The 23,778-nt window shown below is 71.5% G+C and carries 21 protein-coding genes; 14 read left to right on the top strand and 7 right to left on the bottom strand.

What is annotated here, in order from left to right; genetic code table 11:
- Positions 1 to 33: 33 nt before the first annotated feature.
- From ABZ887_RS20985 to ABZ887_RS20955, 7 genes are all read left to right on the top strand, one after another.
- Positions 34 to 987: a WYL domain-containing protein gene (locus ABZ887_RS20985; RefSeq protein WP_361291538.1), complete on the top strand. Its 954-nt coding sequence runs from the start codon at positions 34 to 36 to the stop codon at positions 985 to 987.
- 20 nt (positions 988 to 1,007) lie between these two features.
- Positions 1,008 to 2,021, top strand: a complete 1,014-nt coding sequence (locus tag ABZ887_RS20980; protein WP_361291536.1) for a WYL domain-containing protein — start codon at positions 1,008 to 1,010, stop codon at positions 2,019 to 2,021.
- 59 nt (positions 2,022 to 2,080) lie between these two features.
- Positions 2,081 to 2,341, top strand: a complete 261-nt coding sequence (locus ABZ887_RS20975; protein ID WP_361291534.1) for a hypothetical protein — start codon at positions 2,081 to 2,083, stop codon at positions 2,339 to 2,341.
- Positions 2,342 to 2,351: 10 nt separating this feature from the next.
- Complete coding sequence (locus ABZ887_RS20970) at positions 2,352 to 2,546, top strand: hypothetical protein (protein ID WP_361291532.1); 195 nt, start codon at positions 2,352 to 2,354, stop codon at positions 2,544 to 2,546.
- A gap of 261 nt (positions 2,547 to 2,807) precedes the next feature.
- Positions 2,808 to 3,092, top strand: coding sequence for a Sec-independent protein translocase subunit TatA (gene tatA, locus ABZ887_RS20965; protein WP_361291530.1), 285 nt, complete (start codon positions 2,808 to 2,810; stop codon positions 3,090 to 3,092).
- A 47-nt stretch (positions 3,093 to 3,139) separates the two neighbouring features.
- Positions 3,140 to 4,084, top strand: coding sequence for a twin-arginine translocase subunit TatC (tatC, locus tag ABZ887_RS20960; protein WP_361291528.1), 945 nt, complete (start codon positions 3,140 to 3,142; stop codon positions 4,082 to 4,084).
- An 83-nt stretch (positions 4,085 to 4,167) separates the two neighbouring features.
- Positions 4,168 to 7,020, top strand: coding sequence for a DEAD/DEAH box helicase (locus tag ABZ887_RS20955; RefSeq protein WP_361291526.1), 2,853 nt, complete (start codon positions 4,168 to 4,170; stop codon positions 7,018 to 7,020).
- Positions 7,021 to 7,092: 72 nt separating this feature from the next.
- Here the strand turns inward: ABZ887_RS20955 and ABZ887_RS20950 are convergent, their stop codons facing one another.
- The 5 genes from ABZ887_RS20950 to ABZ887_RS20930 form a co-directional block, all read right to left on the bottom strand.
- Positions 7,093 to 7,641: a DUF1062 domain-containing protein gene (locus ABZ887_RS20950; protein WP_361291524.1), complete on the bottom strand. Its 549-nt coding sequence runs from the start codon at positions 7,639 to 7,641 to the stop codon at positions 7,093 to 7,095.
- 205 nt (positions 7,642 to 7,846) lie between these two features.
- Positions 7,847 to 9,502, bottom strand: coding sequence for an allophanate hydrolase (gene atzF, locus ABZ887_RS20945; protein ID WP_361291522.1), 1,656 nt, complete (start codon positions 9,500 to 9,502; stop codon positions 7,847 to 7,849).
- Positions 9,503 to 9,519: 17 nt separating this feature from the next.
- Positions 9,520 to 13,032 carry a 5-oxoprolinase/urea amidolyase family protein gene (locus tag ABZ887_RS20940; RefSeq protein WP_361291520.1) on the bottom strand — a complete coding sequence of 1,171 codons (3,513 nt, stop codon included), beginning with the start codon at positions 13,030 to 13,032 and terminating at the stop codon, positions 9,520 to 9,522.
- A complete protein-coding gene (locus tag ABZ887_RS20935; RefSeq protein WP_361291518.1) occupies positions 13,029 to 13,661 on the bottom strand; it encodes an urea amidolyase associated protein UAAP2 in 633 nt (210 codons plus the stop codon). Before ABZ887_RS20935 ends, ABZ887_RS20940 begins: the two co-directional genes overlap by 4 nt.
- Positions 13,658 to 14,482 (bottom strand): urea amidolyase associated protein UAAP1, encoded by an 825-nt coding sequence (locus ABZ887_RS20930; RefSeq protein WP_361291516.1) that lies wholly within the window; start codon positions 14,480 to 14,482, stop codon positions 13,658 to 13,660. The genes ABZ887_RS20935 and ABZ887_RS20930 overlap by 4 nt, the downstream gene beginning before the upstream one ends.
- Positions 14,483 to 14,682: 200 nt before the next feature.
- Between ABZ887_RS20930 and ABZ887_RS20925 the strand changes: the two genes are divergently transcribed.
- From ABZ887_RS20925 to ABZ887_RS20900, 6 genes are all read left to right on the top strand, one after another.
- Entirely contained in the window at positions 14,683 to 15,309 is a 627-nt protein-coding gene (locus ABZ887_RS20925) for a helix-turn-helix domain-containing protein (protein WP_361291514.1), read from the top strand.
- A gap of 311 nt (positions 15,310 to 15,620) precedes the next feature.
- Complete coding sequence (locus ABZ887_RS20920) at positions 15,621 to 17,243, top strand: ATP-binding protein (RefSeq protein WP_361291512.1); 1,623 nt, start codon at positions 15,621 to 15,623, stop codon at positions 17,241 to 17,243.
- A complete protein-coding gene (locus ABZ887_RS20915; protein WP_046726726.1) occupies positions 17,240 to 17,647 on the top strand; it encodes a roadblock/LC7 domain-containing protein in 408 nt (135 codons plus the stop codon). Before ABZ887_RS20920 ends, ABZ887_RS20915 begins: the two co-directional genes overlap by 4 nt.
- Entirely contained in the window at positions 17,644 to 18,072 is a 429-nt protein-coding gene (locus ABZ887_RS20910; protein ID WP_361291509.1) for a DUF742 domain-containing protein, read from the top strand. The genes ABZ887_RS20915 and ABZ887_RS20910 overlap by 4 nt, the downstream gene beginning before the upstream one ends.
- Positions 18,053 to 18,673 carry an ATP/GTP-binding protein gene (locus tag ABZ887_RS20905; protein WP_361291507.1) on the top strand — a complete coding sequence of 207 codons (621 nt, stop codon included), beginning with the start codon at positions 18,053 to 18,055 and terminating at the stop codon, positions 18,671 to 18,673. The genes ABZ887_RS20910 and ABZ887_RS20905 overlap by 20 nt, the downstream gene beginning before the upstream one ends.
- Before the next feature lie 45 nt (positions 18,674 to 18,718).
- Entirely contained in the window at positions 18,719 to 20,215 is a 1,497-nt protein-coding gene (locus tag ABZ887_RS20900; RefSeq protein ID WP_361291505.1) for a cytochrome P450, read from the top strand.
- 22 nt (positions 20,216 to 20,237) lie between these two features.
- On the opposite strand, the gene ABZ887_RS20895 is transcribed toward ABZ887_RS20900, so the two are convergent.
- Together ABZ887_RS20895 and ABZ887_RS20890 are read right to left on the bottom strand one after the other, a co-directional pair.
- Positions 20,238 to 21,194 carry an RluA family pseudouridine synthase gene (locus ABZ887_RS20895; protein WP_361291503.1) on the bottom strand — a complete coding sequence of 319 codons (957 nt, stop codon included), beginning with the start codon at positions 21,192 to 21,194 and terminating at the stop codon, positions 20,238 to 20,240.
- A 79-nt stretch (positions 21,195 to 21,273) separates the two neighbouring features.
- Positions 21,274 to 22,800 (bottom strand): amino acid permease, encoded by a 1,527-nt coding sequence (locus ABZ887_RS20890; RefSeq protein ID WP_361291501.1) that lies wholly within the window; start codon positions 22,798 to 22,800, stop codon positions 21,274 to 21,276.
- Positions 22,801 to 23,036: 236 nt separating this feature from the next.
- Here ABZ887_RS20890 and ABZ887_RS20885 point away from each other — a divergent pair, with 236 nt between their 5' ends.
- On the top strand, positions 23,037 to 23,684 hold the full coding sequence (locus tag ABZ887_RS20885) for a PadR family transcriptional regulator (RefSeq protein WP_361291499.1): 648 nt from the start codon (positions 23,037 to 23,039) through the stop codon (positions 23,682 to 23,684).
- Positions 23,685 to 23,778 lie beyond the last annotated feature (94 nt).

Genomic DNA, 23,778 nt, shown 5'->3' with positions numbered 1-23,778 from the left:
TCAGAAGCACCATAGGGAAGGCGAAGGGCGTCGATGGCCATTGCCAAGGCCGAGCGGCTGATGAACCTGGCGCTGTGCCTGCTGGGGACGCGGCGGCCGCTCAGCAAGCGCGAGCTGCGGGAATCCATTGAGGCCTACCTGGAAGCCGGCAGCGACGACTCCTTCAGCCGGATGTTCGAGCGGGACAAGGACGATCTCCGCGAACTCGGACTGGTGATCGAGACCGTCGAGAACCTGGACGGCGAGGTCGGCTATCTCGCCCGCCGCGACAGCAACCGCCTGCCGCCCATCACCCTGGACGCCGAGGAGGCCGCCGCCCTCGGACTCGCCGCCAAGGTCTGGCAGCAGGCCCGGCTCGCCGGCGCCGCCAGCGGTGCCCTGCAGAAGCTGCGCGCCGCCGGCCTCCCCGAGGACGTCGACCCGTACGAGGCCCACGGCGCACTGGAGCCGCGGATCCCCGTGCACGAGGCCGCGTTCGAACCGCTGATGCTGGCCTGCCGGGACCGCCGCCCGGTCGTCTTCGACTACCGCAAGGCCACCGCCGCCCACCCCGGGACCCGGAACGTCGAGCCCTGGGCCCTGGAGTGCTGGCGCGGCCACTGGTACCTGGCCGGCTGGGACCGCGACCGGGGCGCCGAGCGGGTGTTCCGGCTGTCCCGGATCACCGGGAAGGTCCGCTCCCGGGGTACGCCCTTCACCGCGCCGGTCCCGGACGTCGTCACCGTCCGCGAGACCGTGGCGAGCTGGGCCGGGGAGGTCGCCGACCGCTCCGCGCTGATCCGGCTGCGCTCGGGCGCCGGGTACCCCCTCCGGGCGAAGGCCACCGCGGTGCGGGAACTCGGAGAGGGCTGGGACGAGTTGGAGATTCCGTACGGCCACGGACTGGACGCCTGGCTGGTGGAGTTCGGGCCGGACGTGGTGGTCCTGGAACCGGCCGAGCTGCGGGCGGACGTCGTGGACCGGCTGCGTGCGGTGGCCAAGGACTGATGGGGGAGCGGAGCAAGGCAGTGGCAGGCAAACCGGTCAGGCCCGTGAACGCCATCGACCAGACCCGGCGGATGCTCTCCCTGGTGACCTACCTGCGCGAGCGCCCCGGCGCCCGGATCGCGGACGTCGCGCGCGCCTTCGGCATCACCGAGGACGAGCTGGTCTCCGACCTGGACGTGCTGCCCATGTGCGGCACCAGCTTCCGGGGCGGCGACCTGCTGGACATCGACACCGACGGCGAGCGGATCTGGTGGCACAACGCGGCCGCGCTCGGCGAGGAGGCCGCCGAACCACTCAGGCTCGCCGCCGACGAGGCGACCGCGCTCCTGGTCGCCGCCCGCGCGGTGGCCACCCTGCCCGGGCTGCGCGAGGGCGACCGGCAGGCGCTGCTGCGGGCCACCGCCAAGGTGGAGACCGCGGCCGGCGAGGCGGGCGACGCCAGCGCCCGGCTGTCGGTGACGTTCGAGTCCGAGGGCGGCGTCTTCGCCGACGTCGACCGGGCGATCGCCGAGCGCCGCCGGCTGTGGATCCGCTACTACTCACCGGCCCGCGACGAGGTCACCGAGCGCGAGATCGACCCCATCCGCCTGGTCAGCGTCGGCCACACCTACGTCGAGGCCTGGTGCCGTCGCTCCGAGGCCCGGCGCACCTTCCGGCTCGACCGGGTCGCCGAGATCAAGATCCTCGACGAGCCGTCCGCACCCCCCGAGATCGAGCTGCGCGACCTGTCCGAGGCCCTGGTGCAGCCGGCCGCCGAGGACCCCGAGGTGGTCGTCGAGGTCGGCCCGGCCGGCCGCTGGGTCGCCGAGTACTACCCGCACGACAGCGCGGATGAGCTTCCCGACGGCGGACTGCGTATTACTCTGCGCACCCCCGATCCGGCCTCCCTGCGCAGGCTGGCGCTCAGGCTCGGCGGCGACGGCCGGATCGTGTCACCGCCCGAGCTGGCCGACGCGGCCCGCCGGGCGGCCCGCGAGGCACTGGCGGCGTACGACCAGGTTGGGCACGGCGACATGGAAGGGCAGGGGCTTTGAACGAGTCTTCCGGGGTTCTGAACGAGTCTTCCGGTTCCGGCGGCGCGGCTGCGCGGGAGATGACGGTCGCGGCCGCCTTCGCCGGGATGAGACGCGTGGTCCCCGTGTTGTTCAGAGCCGGCTGCCCGCACTGCCACGGCAGTTTCGAGCTCACCGCGAGCGCCCTGCGCCTCGCCATCGGAGCCACCAGCAAGACGACGTTCTACTCCTTCACCTGCCCCGACTGCGGGTCCGCCGTCCGCAAGCCCGCCGGCGAGCGGATCGTCGAACTGCTCACCGGCGGCGGGGTCAGGACACTGCGGCTGAACCCCACCGTCTAGGCTCGGCCCCATGTTCTGGGCGATGGTCGCGGTAGCTGTGGGTTTCGTGGGGCTCGCCGTGCTCGGCGTGCTCGCCGTCCGGGTCTTCCTGGAGGCGCGCCGGCTGGGAGCGCAGGTCGCGGACTCGGCACGGCGGATCAACCGGGCCGCCGAGGACCTGGAGCGGGCGGCCGCCGGCGCGGCCCGTACTGTGGACACACTGTGACCCCCGCTGTGCAAGGGGTGTGAGTAGTGGGCCACAAGCGGTTTGCGTCACTTCGCCCTGTCACGGCGCCCGCAGGGAAAGGTACGCTGCTGCACGCGGCACGGAGAACGAGGCCCGTTCCGCGGACCGGGAGTACGCACGGGGATTGCCTCACGTTTACCCCTGAGCGTTACGATCGCTGACAGCACGATCACTCGGACGCATGTCCGACGGATCGGACAGCACCCCAACCCAGCCGCCTCGGTGAGAAGGTAAAGACTTATGTTCGGAAGGCTCGGAGCCCCCGAGATCATTCTCATCCTTGTCGTCGTCATCCTGCTGTTCGGCGCGAAGAAGCTTCCGGACATGGCGCGCTCGCTCGGCAAGTCCGCTCGCATCCTCAAGAGCGAGGCCAAGGCGATGAAGGAAGACGGCAACACCACGACCTCCGCCCAGGCGCCCGCCTCCGGCGAGCAGGCCCAGGCCCAGCGCACCATCCAGGCGGCCCCCGGCGACGTGACCAGCTCCCGCCCGGTCAACGAGCCGTCGGACACCACCCAGCGCTGACGCAAGGCCGGTAGCCCCCGGCCTGCCGCACGAGATGAGGACGTGGGTTGCCCAAGTCTGCCCGCAAAGAGGAGAAGGATCCCGAGGGGCGGATGCCTCTCGCGGATCACCTTCGTGAGCTCCGCAACCGGCTCGCGAAGGCCATGCTGGCCATCGTCATCGTGACGGTGGTCGCCGCCTTCTTCTACAACGACATCATCAACTTCCTGACCAAACCGATCCTCGACTCGATCGGTTGTCACCAGACCTTCTCGGAGATCAACAGCCAGGGTGGCAGTGAGAAGTGCGCCACGATCACCATCGACGGCCTGCTCGCCCCCTTCACCCTCGCCCTCCAGGTCTCCCTGACGGCGGGCGTGGTGTTCGCGTCGCCGATCTGGCTGTACCAGCTGTGGGCCTTCGTCGCCCCGGGTCTGCACAGGAACGAGAAGAAGTACGCCTACGCGTTCGTCTTCACCGGCGCCCCGCTCTTCCTCGGCGGCGCGTACTTCGCGTACGAGGTGCTGCCCACCACCGCAAAGGTGCTGATCGACTTCACTCCGAGCGGCAGCATCGCCAACCTGCTGCCGCTGGACGATCTGCTCCAGCTGGTCACCCGCATGGTGATCGTCTTCGGGCTCTCCTTCGAGCTGCCGCTGCTGCTGGTGATGCTCAATCTCACCGGAATCATCACCGGCCGGCGGATGCTCGGCTGGTGGCGGGCCATGATCCTCGGCATCACGGTCTTCGCGGCCGTCGCCACCCCGAGCACCGACCCGCTCTCCATGCTGGCGCTCGCCGGACCGATCTGGGTGCTGTACTTCGGCGCGGTCGCGTTCTCCCTCCTCAACGACCGGCGCAAGCGCCGCCGTCAGGCCGACGAACCGGACGACGACGAGGCCTCCGACCTCGACCTCACGCCCGACGACATCGGCGAGATCGAGACCGTCTCCGCCAGCCGCGCGCTGCCCGAGGGCCCGGACCGGGTCAACGGCTACGACGACGTGACCTGACAGGGCGACCCCAGACACACAGAGGTGCCCGCGTCCCCGGACGCGGGCACCTCTTCGTTGTCCGTTGTCCCATGTTCCGGATAATGATCGTCCTGTTGTCAGTGGGGACCGGTACGCTCGAAAGCACGATGACAGAGGACCTCTCACCGGCCGAGCGGTATGCGGCGGCCCGCAGGCGCGCCGCCGAGCAGGCCACCGCGCTCGCGTCCTTCCGCGAGATGTACGACTTCGGCCTCGACCCCTTCCAGATCGAGGCCTGCCAGGCGCTCGAAGCCGGAAAGGGCGTACTGGTGGCCGCCCCCACCGGCTCCGGCAAGACGATCGTGGGCGAGTTCGCCGTCCACCTCGCCCTCATGCAGGGCAAGAAGTGCTTCTACACGACACCCATCAAGGCACTGTCGAACCAGAAGTACGCCGACCTCTGCCGCCGCTACGGCGACGGCATGGTCGGCCTGCTCACCGGTGACAACAGCATCAACCCGGACGCCGCCGTGGTCGTCATGACCACCGAGGTCCTGCGGAACATGCTGTACGCGGGCTCCCAGACCCTCATCGGCCTCGGCTACGTGGTCATGGACGAGGTCCACTACCTCTCCGACCGCTTCCGCGGCGCCGTCTGGGAAGAGGTGATCATCCACCTCCCCGAGTCCGTGACCCTGGTCTCCCTGTCGGCGACCGTCTCCAACGCCGAGGAGTTCGGCGACTGGCTCGACACCGTCCGCGGCGACACCGAGGTCATCGTCTCCGAGCACCGGCCCGTCCCGCTGTTCCAGCACGTGCTCGCCGGGCGCCGGATGTACGACCTGTTCGAGGAGGGCGAGGGCCACAAGAAGGCCGTCAACCCCGACCTCGCCCGGCTGGCCCGGATGGAGGCGCAGCGCCCGTCGTTCCAGGACCGCAGACGCGGTCGCGCCATGCGCGAGGCCGACCGGGAGCGGGAGCGCCGGCAGCGGTCCCGGATCTGGACACCCGGCCGCCCCGAGGTCATCGAGCGGCTCGACGCCGAGGGCCTGCTGCCCGCGATCACCTTCATCTTCAGCCGCGCCGCCTGCGAGGCCGCCGTCCAGCAGTGCCTGTACGCGGGACTGAGGCTCAACGACGACGAGGCACGGGAGAAGGTGCGCGCCCTCGTCGAGGAGCGCACCTCGTCGATCCCGCCGGAGGACCTGCACGTCCTCGGCTACTACGAGTGGCTGGAGGGCCTGGAGCGCGGCATCGCCGCCCACCACGCCGGCATGCTCCCGACCTTCAAGGAGGTCGTCGAGGAGCTGTTCGTACGCGGGCTGGTGAAGGCCGTGTTCGCCACCGAGACTCTCGCGCTCGGCATCAACATGCCCGCCCGCTCGGTCGTGTTGGAGAAGCTCGTCAAGTGGAACGGCGAGCAGCACGCCGACATCACCCCGGGCGAGTACACCCAGCTGACCGGCCGTGCGGGCCGGCGCGGCATCGACGTCGAGGGCCACGCGGTGGTGCTGTGGCAGCGCGGGATCAGCCCCGAGCACCTCGCCGGACTCGCCGGCACCCGCACCTATCCGCTGCGGTCCAGCTTCAAGCCGTCGTACAACATGGCGGTCAACCTGGTCGACCAGTTCGGGCGGCACCGTTCGCGCGAGCTGCTGGAGACGTCGTTCGCGCAGTTCCAGGCCGACAAGTCGGTCGTCGGTATCTCCCGCCAGGTGCAGCGCAACGAGGAGGGGCTCGCCGGCTACAAGGAGTCCATGACCTGCCACCTCGGCGACTTCGAGGAGTACGCCCGGCTGCGGCGGGAGTTGAAGGACCGCGAGACCGAACTCGCGCGGCAGGGCATGTCCGAGCGGCGCGCCGAGGCGGCCGTGGCGCTGGAGAAGCTCAAGCCCGGCGACGTCATCCATGTCCCGACCGGGAAGTACGCGGGGCTCGCGCTGGTCCTTGACCCCGGGCTGCCCGCCGGGCGGTCCAACGGCCACCGCGGCTTCGAACAGCACGACGGGCCCCGCCCGTTGGTGCTGACGGCCGAGCGGCAGGTCAAGCGGCTCGCCTCCATCGACTTCCCGGTGCCGGTCGAGGCGCTGGAGCGGATGCGGATCCCCAAGTCGTTCAACCCCCGCTCCCCGCAGTCCCGTCGTGACCTCGCCTCCGCGCTGCGCACCAAGGCCGGGCACATCCCGCCGGAGCGGGCCCGCAAGAAGCGGTCGCAGGCGGCCGACGACCGTGAGATCGCACGGCTGCGGACCGCGATCCGGGCGCACCCCTGCCACGGCTGCAACGACCGCGAGGACCACGCCCGTTGGGCCGAGCGCTACCACCGGCTGATCCGCGACACCTCACAGCTGGAGCGGCGGATCGAGGGGCGGACCAACACCATCGCCCGGACCTTCGACCGGATCGTGGCCCTGCTCACCGAACTGGACTACCTGCGCGGCGACGAGGTCACCGAACACGGCAAGCGGCTGGCGCGGCTGTACGGCGAACTCGACCTGCTCGCCAGCGAGTGCCTGCGCGAGGGCGTCTGGGAGGGGCTCGGCCCCGCCGAACTCGCCGCGTGCGTCTCGGCGCTGGTCTACGAGGCCCGGGTCGGCGACGACGCGATGGCGCCGAAGCTGCCCTCCGGCAAGGCCAAGGCCGCACTCGGCGAGATGGTGCGGATCTGGGGGCGGCTGGACGCCCTGGAGGAGGAGTTCCGGATCACCCAGACCGAGGGCGTCGGCCAGCGGGAACCGGACCTCGGGTTCGCCTGGGCCGCGTACATGTGGGCCACCGGGATGGGCCTGGACGAGGTGCTGCGGGAGGCGGAGATGCCCGCCGGGGACTTCGTCCGCTGGTGCAAGCAGGTCATCGACGTGCTGGGCCAGATCTCGGCCGCGGCCCCGGTGGCGGGGTCGGACGTGGCGAAGACCGCCCGCAAGGCGGTCGACCTGGTACTGCGGGGAGTCGTCGCCTACTCGTCGGTGGGATGACCGGGGTGAGCGTGCGGGGGCCGGTCCGGCGGATCCGATCCGCCGGACCGGCCCCCTGCTCCCGGTACGGGCTCAGCGTTTGAGCGTGAAGGTGAAGTCGCCGGAGAGCCTGCTGTTCAGCCGGACCGCCGACACCACCTTCCCCTCCGTGACCAGCCGCTCGACCTCGGCCCGCGGAAGACCGCAGCCCTCGGCGATCAGCCGCACCGGACGGACCGGGATCCGCGCCGCGAAGCGCACCGAGACGTCGATCACCTCGCGGTCCAGGTGATCCGATCCGCCGGTGTCGAGCCGCCAGGCACCTCCCCAGTCCAGGGCGATGCGGTTGCGGTGCCGCACGACCGGGTCCTGGAGCAGCTCGGCCGTCAGGCCGGGGTCGTTCGCATGCAACCGGTCGAGCAGGTCGGGTCGTACGGAGCGCACGTTCGCCCGCTCCAGGAGCGTGAGCTTCGCCGTCTCCCCGCATCCCGTGCAGAGCACGAGGAGCCAGGCGTCGATGAGCTTGTGGTGGGCGTTGACGCGGAACTTGCCGCTCGCCCGGAAGCGTTCCGACGCGCACGTGTGGCAACGGCGCAGGACGAGCGGCAGGCAGGTGGGCATGACCACCCAGGTGGTGAGCACAGAAGTACACCGGTTTCAGTGTGAGAAATCCGCAGCAGGAAGAGGCGCGGCGCACAGCACAGGCGCGACGCGCGACCGATCAGCGCTCGGGAGGTCTCACACGGTGTACAACGGCACGTCCTTGGTCGGGCGACTGGGTCCGGCAGCACGGTAGCGGCGCACAGCGGCGCCGCTCCACCGGTTTTCCGCAGGCCCGGAGCGGCTGTCAGCCCTTCGCCAGGAAGGCTCGCCAGCCTCCGTGGTGCGTGATGTCCTCGGCGTCCGCCAGCGCGCCCGGCTCACACAGGAAGCCGGGGACACTGCTGCCGTCGGCCAGTTCCACGCTGCCCAGCGCCATGGGACGGGGCAGCGCGGCCAGCAGCCGGCCCAGGCCTTCGGCCGGCAGGCTCCACACCTCCGTCTCGATCGCCGCCCCGCCCGCTCCCACGTTCACCAGGCCCGGCTTGGGCGGAGTCGTCGGGAGGGCGTGGAGGCGGTACACCGGAGCCGTGGTCGTCGTGCGGTCCAGTACCCCGCCCAGGGCCAGGAGCTGGGGGTTGAGCGGCTGCCCTGTCAGGTGGGCGCCGACCACCGCCAGGCTCACCCTCGGCTCCAGGGCACGGGCGATCGTGGCGAGGCGGTCGTCCGTGAACGCCGGGCCGATCAGCATCACGCCGAACGGCAGACCCTTCACCTCGCCCGCCGGAATCGCCACGGCCGCCAGGTCGAAGAGGTTCGTGGAGTTGGTGAAGCGGCCCAGGCGGGCGTTGGCGCCCAGCGGATCGGCCGCCACCTCGGCGAGGGTGGGGTGGCCGGGGGTGGTGGGGAGCAGCAGGGCGTCCGCGTCGGCGAGCTCGGCCAGGGCGCGGGTGCGCAGGTCCGCCAGGCGCTCCTGGTCGGTGAAGAGCCGGTGGGCCGGGATGTCGCGGGCCCGGGTGATGATGCCGGCGACGGTGGGGTCCAGGCCCTCACCGCCGGATGAGATCAACTTGTCCACAAAGGGACCCACCGCCGTGTAGCGCTCGGCCACGAACGCGCCCTCGTAGAGCATCGCGGCGGCCTCCGTGAAGGGGGCCAGGTCGATGGGGCGGATCGAGGCGCCCGCGGCTCTCAGGCGCTCCACCGCCTTCTCGTAGGCCGCCGCCCAGCCCTCGTCCAGCTCGCCGAGCTGCGCGAGCGGCGGGACCGCGATCCGCCAGGGGCCCGGGTCCCGCTGGGGGAGCGGCGGGAGCGTGCGGTCCGGTGGGGCCGCCAGGTACGACAGTGCCTGCTCCGCCTCCGGGAGGGTGCGGGCGAACACCGTCACGCAGTCGATGGACGCACAGGCCGGGACGACACCGGCCGTCGGGACCAGGCCGCGGGTCGGCTTCAGGCCGACGATGCCGTTGAAGGCGGCCGGGACCCGGCCCGAGCCCGCGGTGTCCGTGCCCAGGGCGAGGTCGACGATGCCGAGGGCCACGGCGACGGCCGAGCCGGAGCTGGAGCCGCCGCTGATCCGGCCGGGGTCGATCGCGTTGCGGACCGCGCCGTGCGGGGAGCGGGTGCCGACCAGGCCGGTCGCGAACTGGTCGAGGTTGGTCGTGCCCAGGACCAGGGCGCCGGCCGCGCGCAGCCGGGCCACCACCGGGGCGTCGGCCTCCGGTTCGTAGGCGTACGCCGGGCAGCCCGCGGTCGTGGGCAGGCCGTGGACGTCGATGTTGCCCTTGGCGGCGAACAGCCGGCCCGCGAGGGGGAGGTGTTCTCCCGCGGCCACCCGCTCGTCGATCGCGCGGGCCTCCGCCTCGACATCCTCCCGCGGGCGCAGGTCGATCCAGATCTCGGGGCGGTCGACCGCCTCGATGCGCGCGTAGGCGGCACGGACACGGGAGACGGTGCTGGACATGGGCTTGCTCCTGTCGCTCAGTTCGCGGCCGGTGCGAGAACGAGCAGTGCCGTCCCCGCCTCCACCTGGTCGCCGGGCCGGGCCAGGATCTCCGCCACCACACCGGGCATCGGCGCGTGCACCCTGGACTCCATCTTCATCGCCTCCAGGGCGAGGAGCGGCTGGCCCGCCGTCACCTCGTCGCCCGGCTGCACGTTCAACTGCCACACGGAGGCCGCGAACTCGGCCTCTATCAGACGCCCGCCCGGCGGCACGGACACCTCGGCCGGGGCGGCGGGCGGTGCGGCCGAGGCCTCCGCCCTCGCGAACTCGCCCGCGGCTTCCCACGCGTCGCGTTCCGCCGTGAAGGCGGTCTGCTGGAGTGACCGGAACTCCGCGACGGATTCCGCGTGTTCGGTCAGGAAGCCCTCGTACTCGGCCAGTGAGAAGGTCCCCTCCTCGATGCGCGGGACGAAGCGGCCGGAGGTGATGTCGGCGCGCAGGTCGAGGAGCTCCCCGGCGGAGACCGGATACCACTTGATGCGGTCGAAGAAGCGCAGCAGCCACGGCATGCCCGGCTCGAACGCGCCGCGCTGCTGCCAGCCCGACCACACCTGGGTCGTCCGGCCCACGAACTGGTAGCCGCCGGGCCCCTCCATGCCGTAGATGCAGAGATAGGCGCCGCCGATGCCCACGGAGTTCTCGGCGGTCCAGGTGCGGGCCGGGTTGTACTTGGTGGTGACCAGGCGGTGGCGGGGGTCGAGCGGGGTGGCGACCGGGGCGCCCAGGTAGACGTCGCCGAGGCCGAGGACCAGGTACTCCGCGTCGAAGACCGTGCGGTAGACGTCGTCCACCGAGTCCAGGCCGTTGATCCTGCGGATGAACTCGATGTTCCAGGGGCACCAGGGGGCGTCGTCGCGGACGCCCGCCATGTAACGGGCGATCGCCTCGCGGGTCGCCGGGTCGTCCCAGGAGAGGGGCAGGTGGACCGTGCGGGAGGGGACCACCAGTTCGTCGGTGGGTGGCAGGGCCGGCACGATCTCCCGTACCGCGCGCAGGAGTTCGGCCTGGGCAAGGCGGCGCGGGTCGGTCTGGATCTGGAGTGAGCGGATGCCCGGCGTGAGGTCGGTGACCCCGGGCAGGTCCGCCGCCGTCACCGCCTCCATCAGGGCGTGGACGCGCATCCGCAGGGCGAGGTCCAGCTGCATGGGGCCGAACTCGACGAGAAGGTTGTCGTCGCCGCTGCGCCGGTAGGTCACGTCGCCGTCCCGGGCGAGGATTCCGCCGTCGACGATCTCGGGGCGGGGCGCGCCGGTCACGTCGACCGGGGTGAAGCGGACTGTGTCGCCGGGCCGGAGCTGGCCGAGCTTCCAGCGTTCGCCGCTCAGGACCGTCGCGGGGCAGACGAAGCCGCCCAGGGAGGGGCCGTCGGGGCCGAGCAGGACCGGCATGTCGCCGGTGTAGTCGACGGCGCCGACCGAGTACGGGGTGTCGTGGATGTTGGAGGGGTGCAGGCCGGCCTCGCCGCCGTCGGTGCGGGCCCAGCGCGGCTTGGGGCCGACCAGGCGGACGCCGGTGCGCGCCGAGTTGAAGTGCACCTTCCACTCGGCCGCGTAGAAGTCGCGGATGTCGTCCTCGGTGAAGAACTCCGGGGCGGCATGCGGTCCTTCGACGGCCGCGAGCTGCCAGTCGGTGGTGAGGCGCGGGCGGTCGGCGACCGGCTCGCCGTCCGTCACCGCCCCGCCGTGCAGCACGTCACCCGTGCGCAGGGCCCGTCCGCCGTGGCCGCCGAACCGGCCCAGGGTGAAGGTGCTCGCGCTGCCGAGGAAGGCGGGGACGTCCAGGCCGCCGCCGGCGAACAGGACGTAGGTGCGCAGGCCGTGCTCGGCCGGGGCACCGATCTCCAGCAGGCCGTCGGCCGGGACCGTCACCGGCTCCCACTGGGCCACCGGGGTGCCGTCGACGGTCACCGGGGCCGGGGCGCCGGTCACGCAGACGGTGGTGGGGTGGGTGACGCGCAGGGACGGGCCCTGGAGGGTGCATTCGAGGCCGGGCGCGCCCTCCGGGTTGCCCAGGGCGAGGTTGCCGAGGCGGAAGGAGCGGTCGTCCATCGGGCCGCTCGGGGGGACGCCGACCTGCCAGTAGCCGGTGCGGCCCGGCCAGTCCTGGACCGTGGTGAGGGTGCCGGCGGCGGCGACCTCGATCCGGGGGGTGGGGTCGGTGACCGCGGCGAGGGTGGCCGTGGAGTGGGCGGCCGAGCGGAAGTCACGGTCGGCGAGGGCCGTGCGGACCAGGCCGAGGTTGGTCTCGATGCCGTCGACACGGGTTCGGGCCAGTGCCTCGTCCAGGCGGCGCAGCGCCTCGGCGCGGTCGGGGCCGTACGCGACGACCTTCGCGAGCATCGGGTCGTACGACGTCGTCACTTCGGTACCGGTCTCCACCCAGCCGTCGACGCGTACGCCCTCCGGGAACTCGACCCGGGTCAGCAGGCCCGCGCTGGGCCGGTGCTCGCGGGTCGGGTCCTCGGCGTAGACGCGGGCCTCGACGGCGTGGCCGCGCGGTGCGCCCGGTTCGCGGACGGTGTCGGTCTCGCCGCGGGCGAGGCGCAGCATCCAGGCGACCAGGTCGACGTCGTAGATCTCCTCGGTGACCGGATGCTCCACCTGGAGGCGGGTGTTGACCTCCAGGAAGTAGGCCTCCTCGCGGGCCGCGTCGTACACGAACTCGACGGTCCCGGCGGAGCGGTAGCCGACCGAGGCGCACAGGTCGCGGGCGGCGGTGGCGAGTCGGGCGCGGACGTGCGGGGGGAGGCCGGGGGCCGGGGCCTCCTCGACCACCTTCTGGTTGCGGCGCTGCAGGGAGCAGTCCCGGTCGCCGAAGGTGACGACCCGGCCGGCGCCGTCGCCGAAGACCTGGACCTCGACATGGCGGGCGTGTTCGACCAGGCGCTCCAGGAAGACCCCGGCGGAGGAGAAGGAGGCGGCGGCGACGCGGTGGACGCGGTCCCAGGCGTCGGTCAGTTCGTCGGCCGATCGACATGCCGACATGCCGATACCGCCGCCACCGCCGGTCGCCTTGAGCATGACGGGGTAGCCGATCGCGGACGCCTCGCGGAGGGCCTCGGCCAGGTCGGCCAGCAGCCCGGTGCCCGGTGCCAGCGGCACCCCGGCCGCCTCGGCCGCCGCCCGTGCGGTGTGCTTGGCGCCGAACAGCTCCAGCTGCTCCGGGGTCGGGCCGACGAAGACGATCCCGGCCTCCTCGCAGCGCCGGGCGAAGGCGGCGTCCTCGGACAGGAAGCCGTAGCCGGGGTGGATCGCGCCCGCGCCGGTGTCCTTGGCGGCCTTCAGGACCAGGTCGGCGTCGAGGTACGACTCCTTCGCGGGCGCCGGGCCGAGCCGGACCGCCTCGTCGGCCAGGCGCACGTGCGGGGCCGAGCGGTCGGGGTCGGAGTAGACGGCGACCGTGCGCAGGCCCAGTTCGCGGGCGGTGCGGATGATGCGGACGGCGATCTCGCCGCGGTTGGCGACCAGGAGCTTCTCGAAGGAGGTCATTCCGCGGCCCCGGTGCATTCCGCGGCCGCGGTGATCGTCATCTGCACGGCCGTCGGGTCGAAGCCGTTGCAGGGGTTGTTGATCTGCGGGCAGTTGGAGACCAGGACGAGGACGTCGCGGTCGGCGCGCAGGGCGAGTTTCCGGCCCGGGGCCGAGAGGCCGTCGACGATGCCGAGGGTGCCGTCCTTCTCGACGGGCACGTTCATGTACCAGTTGATGTTGGAGACCAGGTCGCGCTTGCCGAGGCCGTGTCTGGCGCCCTCCGCGAGGAAGTTGTCCACGCAGGCGTGCTGGGACCAGGTGTGGTGGCCGTAGCGCAGGGTGTTGGACTCCTTGGAGCAGGCGCCGCCGACCGTGTCGTGCCGGCCGACCTCGTCCTCGGTCACGGTCATCAGCGGGGTGTGCTCGTTGGAGAGGAGCACGCTGCCGGTGGTGAGGAAGAGGGAGCCCTGGGCGTGGATGGTGTCGGGGGCGCTGTAGCGGACCGACGTGTCGTGGGCGTCGTAGACGAGGAAGTCGACGGCCTGGTTGCCGTGCAGGTCGGTGATGGTGAGCGTGTCGCCCTCGCGGATCACGGCGGACCAGGCGGCGCGGGCCGGGACGACGGCGGTCTGCGTGCTCGTGCTCATGCGAGCCCCCTCGCGGCGAGGAATTCGGCGGTGTTGAGGAAGGCGCGGCGGCCCTCGGGGGTGGCGTCCCAGAGCGGGTCGCCGGGCGGGGTGGGCGCGGCGCGCCAGGCCAGCACCTCCAGGGGGGTGCTGACGTAGTCGGGGCGGGGGTCGGCCGGGTGCGGGACGTTCGCGATCAGTACGGTCACGTCCTGCTCGGCGCGGAGTGTGACGCTGCTGCCGGGGCCGACGGAGCCGGTGAAGTCCAGCGTGCCGTCCTCGCGCACCTCCACGCCCTGGAAGAACGACAGGGACGGCGGCAGGTCGCGCGGTTCCAGGCCGTTCTTGGCCGCCGCCAGCTTGAACAGCTCGCGGCCGGCGGGGGAGGACGACTGCGGCGTGCCGTCGCCGTACCGCTCGGTGTTGCGGACCAGGGTGGAGGTGCCGCACAGCGCGTCGTGCCGGCCGGAGGTGTCGGCGACCACGGAGGCGAGGACCCGGCCCTGGTCGGAGAGGAGCAGTACGCCCTCGCCGAGGTAGGCGTTCCACTGGACCTTCACCGTGTCGGCGACGTTCAGCCGCTCCCAGGGGCGGCCGTCGGCGTACAGCAGGAGGTGGGCGCAGGCGTCGCCGGCCAGGTCGGTCAGGCGCAGCTCGGTGCCGCGGGCCAGGACGCGGTGCGCGTAGTTGCCGCCCGCCACCGTCTCGGCCCACACCAGGTGGCCGGCCTCGCAGGGCGGGTCGGGCCAGTCGGCGGCCGGCACCACGGGCATGGCCTCGGCACGGGTGCCCTCCTGGGCGCGGGCGTGTGCCCGGGCTCCGTACGTGGTCGCTGTCGCCATCGCTGACCTCCGGCTCCTTGGTCTGGGGTGGGGCTCGGACGGGCCCCGGGGATATTTCTGTCGCCCGACAGAAATTAGGAGAGGGGCGGGTCGGCGGCGTTGCCGTGGCGTTCCGGGCCGGTTACCGAGGGCTCACCGGTGGGCTCACCGGGGGGCGTCGGCGTGATCGCCGTACGGCGTCGTGTGCGAGGATCGAACGCATGGGGACGAGCAGTGGCCGCCGGGTCGGCCGGCCGCGGGCCGCGCAGCGACCGGACAGCGGCCTGGAGCCGCGGGCCGAACTGCTCGCGGCCGCGGCCGAGTTGTTCACCACCCACGGCTACGCGGCCACCACCACCCGGGCCGTCGCCGAGCGCGCGGGCATGCGGCAGGCGTCGATGTACCACTACGTCTCCGGCAAGGAGGAACTGCTCGCCGAGCTGCTGGAGTCCACCGTCACGCCGTCGCTGGCCTGCGCGCGCGAACTGCTCGCCGACGACGTGACCCCGGCCGAGGAGCGGCTGCGGGTCCTGTGCCGGGCCGACGTGGAGCTGCTGTGCGCCGGGCCGCACAATCTCGGCGCGCTCTACCTGCTGCCCGAGGTGCACGCCGAGCGGTTCGCCGGCTTCCATGCCGTACGCGCCGAACTCAAGGACGCCTACCGGCAGCTGATCGCCGCCACGGCGGCCGGCGGGGCGCTGGCCAAGGGGGAGCTGGAACTGCGGACCGATCTCGTCTTCGGGCTCATCGAGGGCGTCATCCTCGTCCACCGCTCCGAACCGGAGCGCCCCGCCGCCGAGTTCGCCCGCGCCACGGCCGAGGCCGCGCTGCGGATCGTCGGGGTCTGAGGTCCGCTCCGGAGACTCCTTTCACCCGTCACGGTGAGTGACTCCGCACAGGCGTGCGTCGTAACGGGCCGTGTTCGAATGAATGCTCTCCGTGCAAAATGACCGAGGGTACTCCAGTCCTTTGGGTGATTTCAGGCGCTTGCCGAATATGACACGGCGTTGATCCGGTCGGACTAAGCTCGCCCGCGGCGCACCGAGTTGAGGTGAATTCGTGCGCCTGTTCCCAAACATACGGAAGATCCAGACTGCTCCATGAACCTTCCCCCCACGAGCTTCCCCGACACCCAGCCGATTCGTCTCAGAAGGCATACATGGTGAGTGTGCAATCGCCTCCCGATGGCCGTGAACTTTCCCTGGCGCGCGTGCTGTTGCTGCCCGCCATACTGATGGCCGCGGCGACTGCCGCCGCCGTCGTCCTGGTGGCGGGATCCGCCCGGCTCGCCGTCGGCGGGTGCGGGGCCGTCGGCATGCTGCTGGTGCTCGCGACGGCGGCGGAAGCGGTGCGCCGCGGCCGTAGGCTCCGGGACGCCCGGGCCGAGCACGGCCGTCACCGTGCGTATCTGGAACAACGCCTCACCACGAGCGACGAGGAGATCGACCGCCTCGGCCGGGAGGTCTTCCCGACCGCGCTCTACCGGCTGAAGGCCGGCGAGTCACCCAAAGAGGTGGTGCGCCAGGTCTTCGACGTCGACCCGCGCATGCGCCACGCCCCCGAGTCGCAACGGCGCCTGATCCGCATCATGCTCGACATCGTCGACGAGGAGGACCTCCAGCGCGACTCCCTGGAGCGCTCGTTCGTCAGCGTCGCCCGCCGCGTCCAGGCCATCGTCCACCAGCAGGCCCACGAACTGCGGGAGATGGAGGAGGACCACGGCCGCAACCCCGAGGTCTTCGACGACCTGCTGCGCATCGACCACGGCACCGCGCTGATCGGACGCCTCGCCGACTCGGTCTCCGTGCTCGGCGGCGGCCGCCCGGGCCGCCAGTGGCCCAACCCCGTCGCCCTCTACAGCGTGCTGCGCGGCGGCATGTCCCGGATCCTGGAGTACCGGCGCATCGAGCTGCACTCCATCTGCCAGGTCAACATCAAGGGCACCTCCGTCGAGCCGGTCATCCACGCGGCCGCCGAGCTCCTCGACAACGCCACCCGCTACTCGCCGCCCTCCACCAAGGTGCACGTCACCGCCGTCGAGGTGCAGGCCGGCGTGTGCATCGAGATCGAGGACGCCGGCGTCACCCTCAACGAGGAGGCCCGCGGCCGTCTGGAGGGCCTGCTGGAGAAGGCCAAGCAGGGCAAGGACATCCAGGTCCTCGGGGAGAACCCGCGCCTCGGCCTCTCGGTCGTGGGCCGCCTGTGCAAGACGTACAACATGGACGTCTCGCTGCGCGCCTCCGCGTACGGCGGCGTCCGGGCCGTCCTCATCGTGCCCAGCGACATGATGACGACCGACCCAGCCCCCGGCATCGCGCACGGCATCGGCGCCACCGGCATCCCGAAGCCCGAACTCGGCGCCCTCGAAGGCCCCAAGCGCCCGCCCAAGAAGCGCCGGCCCACCAGCCCCCGTATCCCCGCCGGTATCTCCATGGAGGACGACGTCCCCGAGGTCACCGAATGGACGGCCGGCGGGCTGCCGCAGCGGCGCAGCCGGATGAAGACGCCGCTCAGCCAGCGGATCGCCGAGCAGGCCGCCATCGAGCGCGCCGAACGCGAGGGCAACCCGACCATCTGGTCGCAGCACAAGGAGCCCGAGCCCGAGCAGCCGGAGCCGGAGCGCCGCGAGCCCGGCCTCTGGGTCGAGGCGTTCTGGGAGGGGCTCAAGAAGAACAACCCGGGTGTCCACCCCACCGACTTCACCCGGAACCCCACCAAGTACCTGCATCTGATCAACGATCCGGCCGGCCCCGAGGCCGATGACGAGGGGGACCTCAAGTGATCCAGCAGCGAGGCAACTTCGACTGGATGCTCAAGCAACTCGCCGACGGAGTACCGGGCGTCGAGATGATCGTCGTGCTCTCCGCCGACGGACTGCGCATCGCCCGGCACGGCGGCGACCCCGACGCCGCCGACCGGCTCGCCGCGGCCTGCGCGGGCGTGCAGAGCCTGGCCGGCGCCGTCGCCCAGGAACTCCCCATCAGCAACGGCGACATGAACCTCGTCCTGATCGAGATCGACAGAGGCTACTTCTACCTCATGTCCGCCGGTGCCAACGCCTACCTCGCCGTGCTCGCCGACGTCACCTGCGAACCGGGCCGGATGAGCGAGATGATGCGCGACCTCGTCGTCCGCATCGGCGCCCATCTCACCAGTCCGCCCCGGCGGAACGGGCAGACCGTATGACTCCTCCGCAACGCAAACGGCGCCAACCCAGGCCGGAACTCGTTCCGCCCCCGCTCCCGTCCGCGCCGCCGACCCCCGAGAACGGCGGCGAGGACGGCGACAACAAGAACCCCGAACGGCTCTACGTCATCAGCGGTGCCGACGGCGCCCGGGCCGAACTCGACCTGGTCACCTTAATCGTGGCGCGCGCCGCTCCACCGCCCTCCGTCACCCCGGAGCAGGCGGCGCTGCTCCGGCTCTGTCTCGCCCCGCTGTCGGTGGCCGAGCTCTCGGCCTACCTCAACCTGCCGTTCAGCGCGATGACGGCGCTGATCACCGAGCTGATCACGGCCGAACTGGTCACGGCGCGCGCCCCGATCGTCCGCGAGGCGCTCCCCGACCGTTCACTTCTCGAAGCGGTGATGCATGGACTTCAAAAGCTCTGAGACGATCCCCGGCCCCCGCACCGAGGACCATCTGCCGCACACCGCCCAGGCCGCGGTGAAGATCGTGATCGTCGGCGGCTTCGGGGTCGGCAAGACCACCATGGTCGGTTCCGTCAGCGAGATCAGGCCGCTGACCACCGAGGAGACCATGACCCAGGCCGGCATCGGGGTCGACGACAACTACGGCTCCGAATCGAAGACCGCCACCACCGTGGCCATGGACTTCGGCCGCATCAGCATCACCGACCAGCTGGTCCTCTACCTCTTCGGCACCCCCGGCCAGGAACGGTTCTGGTTCCTGTGGAACGGCCTGTTCGAAGGCGCCCTCGGTGCGGTCGTCCTCATCGACACCCGGCGCCTGGAGGTCAGCTTCGATGTCATGGGACGTCTGGAGGAGCGCGGGGTGCCGTTCGTCGTCGCCGTCAACTCCTTCCCGGACGCGCCCCGTTACCCCATCGGGGAACTGCGCACCGCGCTGGACCTGGCGCCCGAGATCCCCATCATCGAGTGCGACGCCCGCCGCCGGGCCTCCAGCCGTGACGTCCTGATGACCCTGATGCGTTTCCTGCACTCGCTCGCCATGTCCGGCGCCCTTACCTGACACCTCTTTTCTTCCTGTCCTTCGGATCTCTTCGGAGCGATCACTGTGACGCCTGAATCCCCCTTCCCGGCCGGCACCGGCACCGACCCCGTTCCGCCGCCCGGCTGTCCGGCGCACGACCGCGGCCCCGGCGGACTCCACCGGCTCTACGGCGCCGACGCGGACCACCTGGGCGAGCTGTACGAGAAACTGCGCGAGGAACACGGCTCCGTGGCGCCCGTCCTGCTCCACGACGACGTGCCGATCTGGGTGGTCCTCGGGCTCACCGAGAACCTCCAGATGGTCCGCACCCCCGCCGTCTTCACCCGGGACAGCCGCATCTGGACCCCGCTGCGCGAGGGCATGGTCAAGCCCGACCACCCCCTCATGCCGCACATCGCCTGGCAGCCCATCTGCTCGCACGCCGAGGGCGACGAGCACCTGCGGCTGCGCGCGGCGGTCCAGGGCGCCATGACCACCATCGACCACCGCAGCATCCGCCGTCTCATCGGCCGTTACACCCAGCTGCTCGTCAACGAGTTCTGCGAGAAGGGCCACGCCGAACTGGTCACCCAGTACTCCGAGCACCTGCCGATGGCCGTCATGTGCGAACTCCTCGGCATGCCCGAGGAGTACAACGACCGGATCGTGGAGGCCGCCCGGGACGCGCTCAAGGGCACCGAGACCGCGATCGCCAGCAACGAGTACGTCATGGGCTGCCTGACCCGGCTCACCGCCCGCCGCCGGGCCCGCCCCGAGGACGACTTCACCAGCCACCTCGTCAACCACCCGGCCGGGCTCAACGACGACGAGGTCGCCCAGCACCTGCGGGTCGTGCTCTACGCCGCCTACGAGACCACCGCCAACCTGCTCGCCAACGCCCTGCGCATGGTCCTCACCGAGCCCGGCTTCCGCGCCCAGCTCAACGGCGGCCAGATGACCGTGCCCGAGGCGATCGAGCAGTCCCTGTGGGACGAGCCGCCGTTCAGTACCGTCTTCGCCTACTTCGCCAAGCAGGACACGGAACTCGGCGGCCAGCGCATCCGCAAGGGCGACGGACTGCTCTACGCGCCCGCGCCGGGCAACGTCGACCCGCGCGTACGCCCCGACCTCAGCGCCAACATGCAGGGCAACCGCTCCCACCTCGCCTTCGGCGGCGGCCCGCACGAGTGCCCCGGCCAGGACATCGGCCGTGCCATCGCGGATGTCGGTGTCGACCAGCTGCTCACCCGGCTCTCCGACATCCAGCTGGACTGCGACGAGGAGGAGCTGCACTGGCGCGCCTCCATCGCCTCCCGGCACCTGGTGGACCTCCCGGTGCGCTTCGACCCCAAGCCGAAGCAGGACGTCACCCTGATGCCGAGCCCGGCCCTCGTTCCCCCGCAGCGCACCGACTGGCAGGTCGGCACGGGCCGCCCGGCGACACCGGCACCGGCACCGGCACCCGCGCCCGATGCGCAGCCCCAGCCCCAGCCCATGGCACCCCCGGCGGCCGCCGCCCCCGAACCGGCGAAGCCGCGCGGTGTCTGGCCGAGGCTGCGCCGCTGGTGGCTCGGCCGCTAGGCCCTGTCCGGCGGATCAGGCCCTAGCCGTCTCGCCGACCGGCCCAGTCCTGGTACGACTCCCAGGCCCGCAGCGTCCGTTCGCTGCGCAGCCGGTGCTCCACCCCCGTGACCGGATCGGTGAACTCCAGCCTCCGCGCCAGCAGTTGCAGCGGACGCCGGAAGTCACCGTCCGGCACGGGGCCGGTCACGACCGGATACAGCGGGTCGCCGAGAATCGGCACCCCCAACGCGCTCATGTGAACCCGCAGTTGATGCGTCTGCCCGGTGTGTGGAGTGAGCCGGTAGCGCCCCAGGTCACCCTTGCGCTCGACCACTTCGACGACGGTCTCCGCATTGGGCTCCCCGTCGATCTCCCGAGCCGCCGGCACCCCGCGCTCCTTCAGGATCCGGCTGCGCACGGTCCGGGGAACGGCGAGCGAGGGATCGTACGGCGCGATCGCCTCGTACTCCTTGCGCACCTTCCGCTCGCTGAACAGCGTCTGGTAGGCCCCCCGCTCCGCGGGCCGCACGACGAACAGCACGAGCCCGGCCGTGAGCCGGTCCAGCCGGTGCGCGGCCCCCAGTTCGGGGAGGTCCAGCTCGCGCCGCAGCCGGGCCAGGGCGGTCTCGATGACATGGCTGCCGCGCGGGGTGGTGGCGAGGAAGTGCGGCTTGTCGGCGACGACGAGGTGGGCGTCCCGGTGGACGACTTCGAGGGGGAAGGGGACGGGGACCTCGGGGGGCAGGTCGCGGTGGAAGAAGAGGTAGCGGCCGGGGGAGTAGGGCGTGTGGGCGGCGACGGGGTGTCCGTCGGCGTCCACGACGACCCCCGAGTCCAGCATCTCCTCGACAACACCGGGCCCGGCTCCGGAGAGCCGGGCCACCAGGTATTCGCCGACGGTGCCCCACTCCCCGGAGAACGGCAACCGCACCCGCACGGGGTCCACCCCTTGGCGCTGGGGGAGGGGAGAGGGCGGAACAGAGGTCTTGCGTCTCATCACCGCCAAGCGTAAACGCCCTGCCTTTGGGGGCGCGGGGAACTGCGCGACCAGCCACACTCCACCCGCACCCGACCCACTACGCCACAGGTTCCGGCAAAGCGACCGCACTCCTGGACTCCGCCCGGGTGAGCCTCCAAACGCCGCCCACCACCAACGTTCCGACCAGGAACAACACCGTGAACCACCGGAAGTACCAGTGGCCCCCACTGGGGTCGTACACCGCCCCCCGAGGCCACGCCAGGTTCACGGTCATCACCAGCCCGTACAGCAGCGCGACCACGTTGACCGGCACCCCCCACCGCCCCAGCGAGAACAGCGGCGCCCCGGTCTCGTCCGTGCCCTCGACCCGGAACCCGCCCCGCAGCCGCCGCACCAGCAGCGGCCCGGTCACCATCGCGTAGGCGAGGTACAGCATCACGATGCACGTGGTCCCGATCGCCAGGAACGCGTCCGGCGAGGCGAAGTTGAGCAGCAGCAGTACGGCGGCCAGCACCCCCACGACCACGGCCGGCGCTCCCGGCATGCCGGTACGCGGATTCACCCGCGCCAGCCGGTCGGCGAACGGCAGCTGCCCGTCCCGCGCCATGGAGAACAGCATCCGCGAGGCCGCGGTCTGGATCGCCAGCGTCGCCACCGCGATCGCCACCACCACGTCGGCGAGCAGCACCCGGCCCACGCCGTCCCCGAGGCTGCTGGTCAGGACGTAGCTCAGCCCGTCGACCCCCAGGTGCCCGTCGGTCAGGCTGGGCGCGGCCAGCAGGCCGCCCAGGATGACCAGGCCGCCGAGCAGGCCCGCGGCGGACAGTGCCGTGAGGATCGTGCGCGGGGCCGTCCGCCGCGGCTGGTGCGTCTCCTCGCTCATCTCGCCCGCGCTGTCGAAGCCGATCATCACGTAGGCGGCCGTGAACGAACCGACCAGCAGGGCGCCCAGCAGACCGCCCTCGGCGGCCGTACCGGTGTGGAACGTGATGCCCGGGGAGCGCTTGGAGTGGGTGAGCAGCAGCACGATGATCAGTACCGCGCCGATGATCTCGGCGGTCACCCCGACCCGGTTGATCACGGACATCACCCGGTTGTCCAGGACGTTCACGAGGGTGGTGAGCACCAGCAGGACGACGCCCAGCACGGCGGCGTTGGCGGCTCCGTCGGCCGAGGTCACCGCGGTGTCCGTGCCGATCAGCTGGAAGCCGGACCACAGCGCGGGCAGCACCATCTGCAGTGCGAGCGCGGCCGCCGCGACCACCACGATCTGCCCGATCACCATGGTCCAGCCGGCGAACCAGCCGAAGGTCGGGTTCGACAGGCGTGAGGACCACTGGTAGATGGCGCCGGAGATCGGGTAGCGGCCGGCCAGTTCGGCGAAGCACGCGGCCACCAGCAACTGGCCGATCAGGACGGCCGGCCAGGCCCAGAAGAAGACCGGGCCGCCGAACGCGTACCCGAAGGCGAAGAACTGGAAGACGGTCGTCAGTACGGAGATGAAGGAGAACCCGGCGGCGAACGAGGCGTACCGGCCGAGGCTGCGGTGCAGCTCCTGGCGGTAGCCGAACTCCTCCAGGGAGTGGTCGTCGGGTTCCACGGAGCGGTCGTGGAGTGTCGTCACGGCGGCACCTGCCTGTCAGGCGGACTTCCTGTCGAGGACGGAAATCGCGGATTTCCTGTCGGGCGACAGAAATTAGGGATGCGCTGTTTCGGACGCGTCACGCGGGCGTGTCCGGGGCGGGCCCAAGTCCTCACGCTCTTGCGGAGTCCGCTTAGACGCGATACATCGTGTGTATTGACGGCCCCGTCGAGTCGCGATATGTTCGGCCACGGATATTCGGAAGCGAGGTGGTCGGTGTGGCGGTCAAGCGGCGCAAGCTCGGCAATCCGCTGGCACTCGTCGTGCTGACGACCCTCTGGCAGAAGCCGATGCATCCGTACGAGATCGCCCAGACCATGCGCCGTCAGGGCAAGGACACCAGCACCCGGATCAACTACGGCTCGCTCTACACGGTCATGCAGAACCTGGAGAAGCACGGCTTCGTCGAGGTGGCCGACGTGGAGCGGCAGGGCAACCGCCCGGAGCGCACGGTCTACGGCATCACCCCTGCCGGGCGCGAGGAGATGGTCCACTGGCTGTCCGATCTGATGGCCGTCCCGGTGAAGGAGTACCCGATCTTCGAGACGGCGCTCTCGCTGATGGGCGCCCTGCCGCCGGACGAGGTCGAGCGCCTGCTGGCGGAGCGGCTGAGCTCCCTGGAGGTGGAGGTCGCCGGCGGCAGGGCCGTGCTGGAGAAGCTGCACGAGACGCTGCCCCGGCTCTTCGTCGTCGAGGTCGAGTACCACCTGCACATGCTGGAGGCGCAGACCGCATGGGTCCGCGGCTTCGTGCGGGAGCTGCAGGACGGCTCGCTGCCGGGCGTCGAGGGCTGGCGCCGGTTCCACGAGACCGGCGAACTGCCGCCGGAGTTCACGGAGGTGGACCAGCAGGAGAGCGAGTTGTGAGAGAAACAGACCCCGGCAGAGCTGTTGCACCAGTTCCACCGGGGTCTCGAACCCCGAGCTGAATCCGCCGTGAGGCAGATCCGGGCGATCGAGG

Origin of the sequence: Streptomyces sp. NPDC047061 (genome assembly GCF_040643955.1) — a bacterium.
In the GTDB taxonomy this organism is placed as follows: Bacteria; Actinomycetota; Actinomycetes; order Streptomycetales; family Streptomycetaceae; genus Streptomyces.
The sequence above is the reverse complement of the archived record's forward strand: the minus strand, read 5'-3'. Positions and strand labels throughout refer to the sequence as shown.

Excerpts from the sequence above, each read along its gene's own strand:
- ABZ887_RS20985 (WP_361291538.1), top strand. The coding sequence starts at position 34 with ATGGCCATTGCCAAGGCCGAGCGGCTGATGAACCTGGCGCTGTGCCTG.
- ABZ887_RS20975 (WP_361291534.1), top strand. The coding sequence starts at position 2,081 with ATGACGGTCGCGGCCGCCTTCGCCGGGATGAGACGCGTGGTCCCCGTG.
- ABZ887_RS20970 (WP_361291532.1), top strand. The coding sequence starts at position 2,352 with ATGTTCTGGGCGATGGTCGCGGTAGCTGTGGGTTTCGTGGGGCTCGCC.
- tatA (WP_361291530.1), top strand. The coding sequence starts at position 2,808 with ATGTTCGGAAGGCTCGGAGCCCCCGAGATCATTCTCATCCTTGTCGTC.
- ABZ887_RS20955 (WP_361291526.1), top strand. The coding sequence starts at position 4,168 with ATGATCGTCCTGTTGTCAGTGGGGACCGGTACGCTCGAAAGCACGATG.
- atzF (WP_361291522.1), bottom strand. The coding sequence starts at position 9,502 with ATGTCCAGCACCGTCTCCCGTGTCCGTGCCGCCTACGCGCGCATCGAG.
- ABZ887_RS20940 (WP_361291520.1), bottom strand. The coding sequence starts at position 13,032 with ATGACCTCCTTCGAGAAGCTCCTGGTCGCCAACCGCGGCGAGATCGCC.
- ABZ887_RS20935 (WP_361291518.1), bottom strand. The coding sequence starts at position 13,661 with ATGAGCACGAGCACGCAGACCGCCGTCGTCCCGGCCCGCGCCGCCTGG.
- ABZ887_RS20930 (WP_361291516.1), bottom strand. The coding sequence starts at position 14,482 with ATGGCGACAGCGACCACGTACGGAGCCCGGGCACACGCCCGCGCCCAG.
- ABZ887_RS20925 (WP_361291514.1), top strand. The coding sequence starts at position 14,683 with ATGGGGACGAGCAGTGGCCGCCGGGTCGGCCGGCCGCGGGCCGCGCAG.
- ABZ887_RS20920 (WP_361291512.1), top strand. The coding sequence starts at position 15,621 with ATGGTGAGTGTGCAATCGCCTCCCGATGGCCGTGAACTTTCCCTGGCG.
- ABZ887_RS20910 (WP_361291509.1), top strand. The coding sequence starts at position 17,644 with ATGACTCCTCCGCAACGCAAACGGCGCCAACCCAGGCCGGAACTCGTT.
- ABZ887_RS20905 (WP_361291507.1), top strand. The coding sequence starts at position 18,053 with ATGGACTTCAAAAGCTCTGAGACGATCCCCGGCCCCCGCACCGAGGAC.
- ABZ887_RS20895 (WP_361291503.1), bottom strand. The coding sequence starts at position 21,194 with ATGAGACGCAAGACCTCTGTTCCGCCCTCTCCCCTCCCCCAGCGCCAA.